The following is a 7,127-nucleotide window of genomic DNA, read 5'->3' on the forward strand; positions in this document are numbered from 1 at the left end:
GACACCCCCATCATCACCCTCGACGCCCGACGCCGGGACAGCGCCAAGAGCGCCCTCATCACCCTCGTCGAGCACGCCCTCCTGGCCCGCCTCCGCTGAGGCACGGGCCCACGGAGGGGCCGGACACCCCGGAGGGGGCGCGGTTTCCGCGCCCCCTCCGGCGTTCTCACGCCCCCTCGTGCTCCAAGAGCCCCGGGCGTCGCGGAAGCCTCATTCCGTCTCCTCCGGCACCACTCCGGCCCGCAGCAGCCCGTAGGTGTAGGCGTCCTCCAGGGCCCGCCAGGAGGCCGCGATCACGTTGTCCGCGACACCGACCGTGGACCAGGACGCCACCCCGTCCCCGGACTCCACCAGGACCCGGGTCTTGGAGCCGGTGCCGTGCTGGCCCTCCAGGATGCGGACCTTGTAGTCCACCAGCTCCAGCTTCGCGAGCTGCGGGTAGATCCGCTCCAGCGCGGTGCGCAGCGCCCTGTCCAGGGCGTCGACCGGGCCGTTGCCCTCGCCGGTGGCGATCCGGCGCTCGCCCTTCGCCCAGAGCTTCACCGTGGCCTCGTTGCCCGGGGTGCCGTCCGCGCGCTGCTCGCTGATGGTCCGCCAGGACTCCAGGCTGAAGAAGCGCTCGCGGCGGCCGCGCACCTCGTCACGGAGCAGCAGCTCGAAGGAGGCGTCGGCGGCCTCGTAGGTGTAGCCCTGGTTCTCCTGCTCCTTGACCTTGGCGACCACCCGGCCGACCAGGTCCCGGTCCTCGGACAGGTCGTAGCCGAGCTCCTTGCCCTTGAGCTCGACGGAGGCCCGGCCGGCCATGTCGGAGACCAGCATCCGCATGGTGTTGCCGACCAGCTCCGGGTCGATGTGCTGGTACAGGTCCGGGTCCACCTTGATCGCGGAGGCGTGCAGGCCCGCCTTGTGCGCGAAGGCCGAGAAGCCCACGTACGGCTGGTGGGTGGACGGTGCGAGGTTGACCACCTCGGCGACGGCGTGCGAGATCCGGGTCATCTCGGCGAGCCGGCCCTCGGGCAGCACCCGGCGGCCGTACTTGATCTCCAGCGCGCCGACCACCGGGAAGAGGTTGGCGTTGCCGACCCGCTCGCCGTAGCCGTTGGCGGTGCACTGCACGTGGGTCGCGCCGGCGTCCACCGCGGCCAGCGTGTTGGCGACCGCGCAGCCGGTGTCGTCCTGCGCGTGGATGCCGATCCGGGCCCCCGTCCTGGCGAGCACCTCGGCGACGGTCTCGCGGACGCCCAGCGGCAGCATGCCGCCGTTGGTGTCGCAGAGCACCACCACGTCGGCGCCGGCGCGGTGCGCGGTGGAGACCACCGCCAGGGCGTACTCCGGGTTCGCCTTGTAGCCGTCGAAGAAGTGCTCGCAGTCGATGAACACCCGCCGCCCCTGCGAGCGCAGGTACTCGACGCTGTCCCGGACCATCTCCAGGTTCTCGTCCAGGGTGGTGCGCAGGGCCAGCTCCACGTGCCGGTCGTGCGACTTGGCGACCAGGGTGACCACCGGGGCACCGGAGTTGACGAGGGCGGCCAGCTGCGGGTCGTCCGCCGCCCGGCCACCGGCCCGGCGGGTCGCCCCGAACGCGACCAACTGGGCGTGCTTGAGGTCGAGTTCGGCCGCCGCCCGGGCGAAGAACTCGGTGTCGCGGGGGTTGGCGCCGGGCCAGCCGCCCTCGATGAAGCCGACGCCGAACTCGTCCAGGTGCCGGGCGATGGTCAGCTTGTCCGCGACGGTGAGGTTGATGCCCTCGCGCTGGGCGCCGTCGCGCAGCGTGGTGTCGAAGACGTGGAAGCTGTCGTTGGGGTGGTCGCTGGCCTCGGTCATGGCCCTGGGTTCTCCGTTCGGTGGAGTACTGCTGTTGCCGGTGGGATCCGGCTCCACTGTCCAGCATCCCGCGCGCTCCCCGGTGTCTCCGGGCTCCTTGTGGGGGCCGGGGCCGGTCCGGGGCAAAACAAAAGACCCCTCGCGGGTGCGAGAGGTCTGCGCGCGGGTCTGGACGCTCGTGGTCGCTCCGCAACGGGGTGGTGCGGAGCGGTCACTGCGGACCGGCGCGCCTGCTGCTAATGATCAGCGAAAGCGAGGACACACTGGCAGTCTGGCACACCATCCGCCATCCGGCCCGGACCATCCGCATACCGAGACACGCCTGCTGGCAGCAGGTGGTGAACCACAGGGGCGCGTGGGGGCACCTCCCGGCCGAAGGCTGGGGGGAGAACTGCGCGAGCCGGGAGGACATCACCCGCAGCCGGGGTCGGACAGACGGTGCAACTCGCCGTCCGGGCCCGAGTGCGGTCCGTTCCTTCCGTAGCGCGCAGTTCCCCCGCGCCCCTGGCGTGGTCAACCACTCCGAAAAGGTCAGACGATCTTGTGGAGCCAGTTGTGGGTGTCCGGGGCCTGGCCGCCCTGGATGGCGAGGAGGGCCTTGCGGAGCTCCATGGTGGTCGGGCCGGGCTCGCCCTTGCCGACCGTCCAGTCGCCGCGGGCGGACTTCACGGAGCCGACCGGCGTGATGACGGCGGCGGTGCCGCAGGCGAACACCTCGGTGAGGGTGCCGTCGGCGTTGCCCTGCTTCCACTCGTCGGTGGAGATCCGCCGCTCCTCGACCGCGTAGCCGAGGTCGGAGGCGAGCTGGAGCAGCGAGTCCCGGGTGATGCCGGGGAGGAGGGCGCCGGACAGCTCGGGGGTGACGATCCTGGCGTCCTCGCCCTCGCCGAAGACGAAGTAGAGGTTCATGCCGCCCATCTCCTCGATCCACCGGTGCTCGGCGGCGTCGAGCCAGACGACCTGGTCGCAGCCCTTCTCGGCGGCCTGGGCCTGGGCGATCAGCGAGGCGGCGTAGTTGCCGGCGCACTTGGCGGCGCCGGTGCCGCCCGGCGCGGCCCGGACGTACTCCTCGGAGAGCCAGACAGAGACCGGCTTGATGCCGCCGGGGAAGTACGCGCCGGCCGGCGAGGCGATGATCATGAAGAGGTAGGAGTTGGCCGGGCGGACGCCCAGGCCGACCTCGGTGGCGAACATGAACGGCCGCAGGTAGAGGCTCTGCTCGGGCTGGTTCGGCACCCAGCCCTGCTCCTGCTGGACGAGCAGCTCGACGGCCTCGACGAAGGTCTCGACCGGCAGCTCGGGCATGGCGAGCCGGCGGGCGGAGGCCTGGAAGCGGGCGGCGTTGGCCTCGGGGCGGAAGGTGGCGATGGAGCCGTCGGCCTGCCGGTAGGCCTTGAGGCCCTCGAAGATCGACTGGCCGTAGTGCAGCGTCATGTTGGCCGGGTCGATCTCCAGCGGCGCGTACGGCGTGAGCTGGGCGTCGTGCCAGCCCAGACCCTCCGTCCACCGGATGGTGACCATGTGGTCGGTGAAGATCCGGCCGAAGCCGGGGTTGGCCAGCCGGGCCTCGCGCTCCGCGTCGGACAGCGGGTGCGCGGAGGGCTTGAGCTCGAACGTGATGGGCGCCTGGGTGGGCGTACTCATGACTGTCTGTCCTTCACCGTGGGGTTGGTCCGGGCCGCCTCCGCCGAAGGGGTAGAACGCACGACGGCACGGCCCACTGTCGATACTCGCATCCAGAGGGCCGTGCCGAACAGCCGGTCGGCTGTCGTGCTGTGCGGTTCCGGCCCTTCGGGCAGGAACCCTGTGCTGTTCCCGGCCCGTCAGCCGGATACTCGGGCGGCGAGCGCGTCGCCGACCTCGGAGGTGGAGCGGGCGCCGGTGCGCTCGGCGAGGTCCGCGGCGACGGCGGCCTCGACCTTCGCGGCCTCGGCGGTGTAGCCGAGGTGCTCCAGCAGCATGGCGACGGACAGCACGGTGGCGGTCGGGTCGGCCTTGCCCTGGCCCGCGATGTCGGGGGCGGAGCCGTGGACGGGCTCGAACATCGACGGGAACGCGCCGGTGGGGTTGATGTTGCCGGAGGCCGCCAGGCCGATGCCGCCGGTGACGGCCGCGGCGAGGTCGGTGAGGATGTCGCCGAACAGGTTGTCGGTGACGATCACGTCGAAGCGCTCGGGCTGGGTGACGAAGAAGATCGTCGCCGCGTCGACGTGCAGGTAGTCGGTGGTGACCTCGGGGAACTCCCGGCCGACCTCCTGGAAGATCCGCGTCCACAGGTGGCCGGCGTGGACCAGCACGTTGTTCTTGTGGACGAGGGTGAGCTTCTTGCGGGGGCGGGCCTGGGCGCGGCGGTAGGCGTCGCGGACGACCCGCTCGATGCCGAAGGCGGTGTTGAGGCTGACCTCGGTGGCCACCTCCTGCTCGGTGCCGGCGCGCAGGGTGCCGCCGTTGCCGACGTAGGGGCCCTCGGTGCCCTCGCGGACGACCACGAAGTCGATCTGCGGGTCGCCGGCCAGCGGGGACTTCACACCGGGGAAGAGCTTGCCCGGGCGGAGGTTGATGTGGTGGTCGAAGGCGAAGCGGAGCTTGAGGAGCAGGCCGCGCTCCAGGACGCCGGACGGGACGCTGGGGTCGCCGATGGCGCCGAGCAGGATCGCGTCGCGGTCCTTGAGCTCCTCCAGGACGGCGTCCGGCAGGGTCTCGCCGGTGCGGTGGTAGAGACGGGCACCGAGGTCGTACTCGGTGGTCTCCAGCTTCACGTCGGCGGGGAGGGCGGCGCTCAGCACCTTGAGGCCCTCGGCCACCACTTCCTGGCCGATGCCGTCACCGGGGATCACTGCGAGACGAAGGCTGCGAGACATGCTCAGGACCCTACTCCGCGTCCCAGCCACTGACATCTCGTGTCCAGGATCCGGACATTCGGGGACGGGCCGGCGACAAAGGGGGGCACGGAGCCGTACCGGACCGCTCCGTTAAAATCCGACAGATCTACACGGGGAATTCACGGGGGAAAGCACTATGGGGGGTCGGATCAGCAGACGCCGCGCGCTCTGGCTGACCGGTGGGGCGCTGGCACTGCCCGCGGTGGGCTGCGGCGTCGGCCTGGCGGTCCGGGAGGACCGGCCGAAGGAGCCGGAGCCGCTCGGGCCGGCACAGGTGACCGGTGTCGCACATCACAGCATCACACAGTCGTTCGTGCACGTCATCGCACATCCGGACGACAATCTCTACTTCATGAATCCGGACCTCGACCACGCACTGGCCTCCGGCGCCGCCTGCGTCACGGTCTGCCTCACCGACGGCGAGTCCGACGGCCGCAACGTGCTGCACACCGAGCTCGGCCGGGTCGTCCGCGCCGACCGGCCGGCCTACACCCGCGCCCGGATCAACGGACTGACCGCCGCCCTCGCGCTGCTCGCCACCGGCGACGAGAACAGCCCCTGGGACGTGTCGCTGGTCAGCTACCTGGACGGCCGGCTGGTCGAGCAGCACACCCTGCGGGCCGCGCCCCAGGTGCAGCTGATCCTGCTCGCCCTGGTCGAGGCCCGCTCGGTCAGCCTGCCGCGCGCCGCGAGCCTGCGCGGCCTGTGGCTCGGCGAGACGGAGGCCCTCGAAACCCTGCCGCCGGTGCGCAGCGGACTGCCCGCCGGCGCCGGCTACAGCCGGGAGCAGCTGATCGCCACGCTGCACTCCGTCCTCGACCACTACCGCCCGACCGTGGTCCGCACCCTCGACCCGAACCCGGACCACTCCCCCAAGCCGCCGAAGGACCCGCGCAGCGGCCACGTCTACCTGGACCACCAGGACCACACCTACTCCGCGTACTTCGCGCAGGCCGCACTCGCCCGGCACTGGGCCGGCGACCGGGCGAGGAACGCCACCGTCGAGCACTACCTCGGCTACGTGAACGCCGCGCTGCCGCACAACCTCGACCAGGCCGCCGTCGGCCGCAAGGTGCTCGCGCTGAACAGCTACGGCTGGGCCGACAACCGGCGCTGCGGCGACCCGGCCGGCTGCGGCGACCGCAAGGTCGGGGCCGGCGCGCTGCGCAACGGCTGGGCGCAGTCCACCCGGTACCGCGCCCCGGGCAGCGGCGCCTGGCTGGTGCCGCTGTCCGACGGGCGGCTGGCCGCGTTCGGCCTGCTCAACGGCGCCGCGGTGCAGTGGACGCAGTCGCCGCGGGGCTGGGACGGGCCGCGGCGGCTCGCCGGCACCGGGCTGGAGGGCCAGGTGCAGGCCTTCCGGCAGGGCGACGGGCTGATACGCCTGCTCGGCGTGCGCACCATGCTGCGCTACGCGGCCGACGAGCACCGCCGCGAGATCGTCACCGCCGTGCAGACCGGCCGGGACTCCTTCGGTCCGTGGGAGAGCCTCGGCGCCCCGGACGGCGAGGACCCGGTGCGCTCGATGGAGTTCGGCTACCCGGTCGGGCTCGCCCTGGCGGACGGCACCGTGCAGGTCGCGGCCCGCACCTGGGGCGGCACGGTCGCCGTCCGGACCCTCTCCGGCCCCGGGGAGGCGTGGACGGCGCTGACCCTGCCGCCGCACGCCGGCGGCGGTGTCCAGGACGGCCTGGGCGCGGTCGTCGACGGCTACGGCAACACCCACGTCTTCGCGACCGGTCCGCGCACCGTCGTGCACTGGGCCTCGGACGTGCCCGGCGGCCCGCTGCGGCCGGCGCCGCCGACCGGGCTGCCGGTGCCGGGCGGCCCGGTCACTGCCGAGCTGGGCGAGGAGGGCGCGCTGCGGGTGCGCTTCCGCGAGCCGAAGAGCGCCCGGGTGCTCACCGCCGAGCGGGCGCCCGGGTCCGAGGCGTGGCGGGTGGTGGCCGAGTCGGCGCCGCCCGGCGGCTTCGGCCGGATCGCCACCGCGGACGGCGCGATGGCCGTCCGCGACGACCGCGGGCGGACCGCGCTGCGCGCCGACGGCCGGGACTGGCAGCACGACGGCCCGCTGCTCGCGCACACCCCCGCGCTGGCGACCGACCGGGACGGCCGGCTGGTCGCCGTGGCGATCGGCTGCGACGGCCACCTGTACTCCGCCCGCCAGCCGGTGCCCGGCGCCCCGTTCGGTGCCTGGAGCCAGGCGGGCTGAGCCGTTGCATATGCTCGGTGGGCATCCCCCGCGCCCCGGCCGGCCGCCGCATGCCCGCCGGCCCGTCCCGTACGACCCCTTCGGCCCGCCCGGGCCAGGCAGGAGCACCGCGCTGTGAGCCAGGAGACGGCCCCGACCCGCCCGGCCGGCCGCGAGCCGGCGGCCCCGGCCGCCGGTGCGGACGCCGCCCGGGAGACGGCCACCGCGCC

At 73.2% G+C, this 7,127-nt stretch carries 4 protein-coding genes and 1 pseudogene; 2 read left to right on the forward strand and 3 right to left on the reverse strand.

What is annotated here, in order from left to right:
• A pseudogene (locus ABZ641_RS21115) lies at positions 1-99 on the forward strand (ATP-binding protein); the annotation flags it as partial.
• Between the two features lie 111 nt (positions 100-210).
• Here the strand turns inward: ABZ641_RS21115 and cimA are convergent.
• The 3 genes from cimA to ABZ641_RS21130 all read right to left on the reverse strand — a co-directional run bounded on the left by cimA (position 211) and on the right by ABZ641_RS21130 (position 4,685).
• Positions 211-1,824 carry a citramalate synthase gene (cimA, locus tag ABZ641_RS21120; RefSeq protein ID WP_359983859.1) on the reverse strand — a complete coding sequence of 538 codons (1,614 nt, stop codon included), beginning with the start codon at positions 1,822-1,824 and terminating at the stop codon, positions 211-213.
• A 531-nt stretch (positions 1,825-2,355) separates the two neighbouring features.
• Entirely contained in the window at positions 2,356-3,468 is a 1,113-nt protein-coding gene (locus ABZ641_RS21125; RefSeq protein WP_344628453.1) for a branched-chain amino acid aminotransferase, read from the reverse strand.
• A 179-nt stretch (positions 3,469-3,647) separates the two neighbouring features.
• Entirely contained in the window at positions 3,648-4,685 is a 1,038-nt protein-coding gene (locus ABZ641_RS21130; RefSeq protein ID WP_344628452.1) for a 3-isopropylmalate dehydrogenase, read from the reverse strand.
• Positions 4,686-4,842: 157 nt separating this feature from the next.
• Here ABZ641_RS21130 and ABZ641_RS21135 point away from each other — a divergent pair, with 157 nt between their 5' ends.
• Entirely contained in the window at positions 4,843-6,918 is a 2,076-nt protein-coding gene (locus tag ABZ641_RS21135) for a PIG-L family deacetylase (protein WP_359983862.1), read from the forward strand.
• Positions 6,919-7,127 lie beyond the last annotated feature (209 nt).

Origin of the sequence: Kitasatospora sp. NPDC007106 (assembly GCF_040634455.1) — a bacterium.
Lineage (GTDB): Bacteria > Actinomycetota > Actinomycetes > Streptomycetales > Streptomycetaceae > Kitasatospora > Kitasatospora arboriphila.

What these genes read in the sequence shown, in the direction of transcription:
- cimA (WP_359983859.1), bottom strand. Translation starts at nt 1,824, where the DNA reads ATGACCGAGGCCAGCGACCACCCCAACGACAGCTTCCACGTCTTCGAC.
- ABZ641_RS21125 (WP_344628453.1), bottom strand. Translation starts at nt 3,468, where the DNA reads ATGAGTACGCCCACCCAGGCGCCCATCACGTTCGAGCTCAAGCCCTCC.
- ABZ641_RS21130 (WP_344628452.1), bottom strand. Translation starts at nt 4,685, where the DNA reads ATGTCTCGCAGCCTTCGTCTCGCAGTGATCCCCGGTGACGGCATCGGC.
- ABZ641_RS21135 (WP_359983862.1), top strand. Translation starts at nt 4,843, where the DNA reads ATGGGGGGTCGGATCAGCAGACGCCGCGCGCTCTGGCTGACCGGTGGG.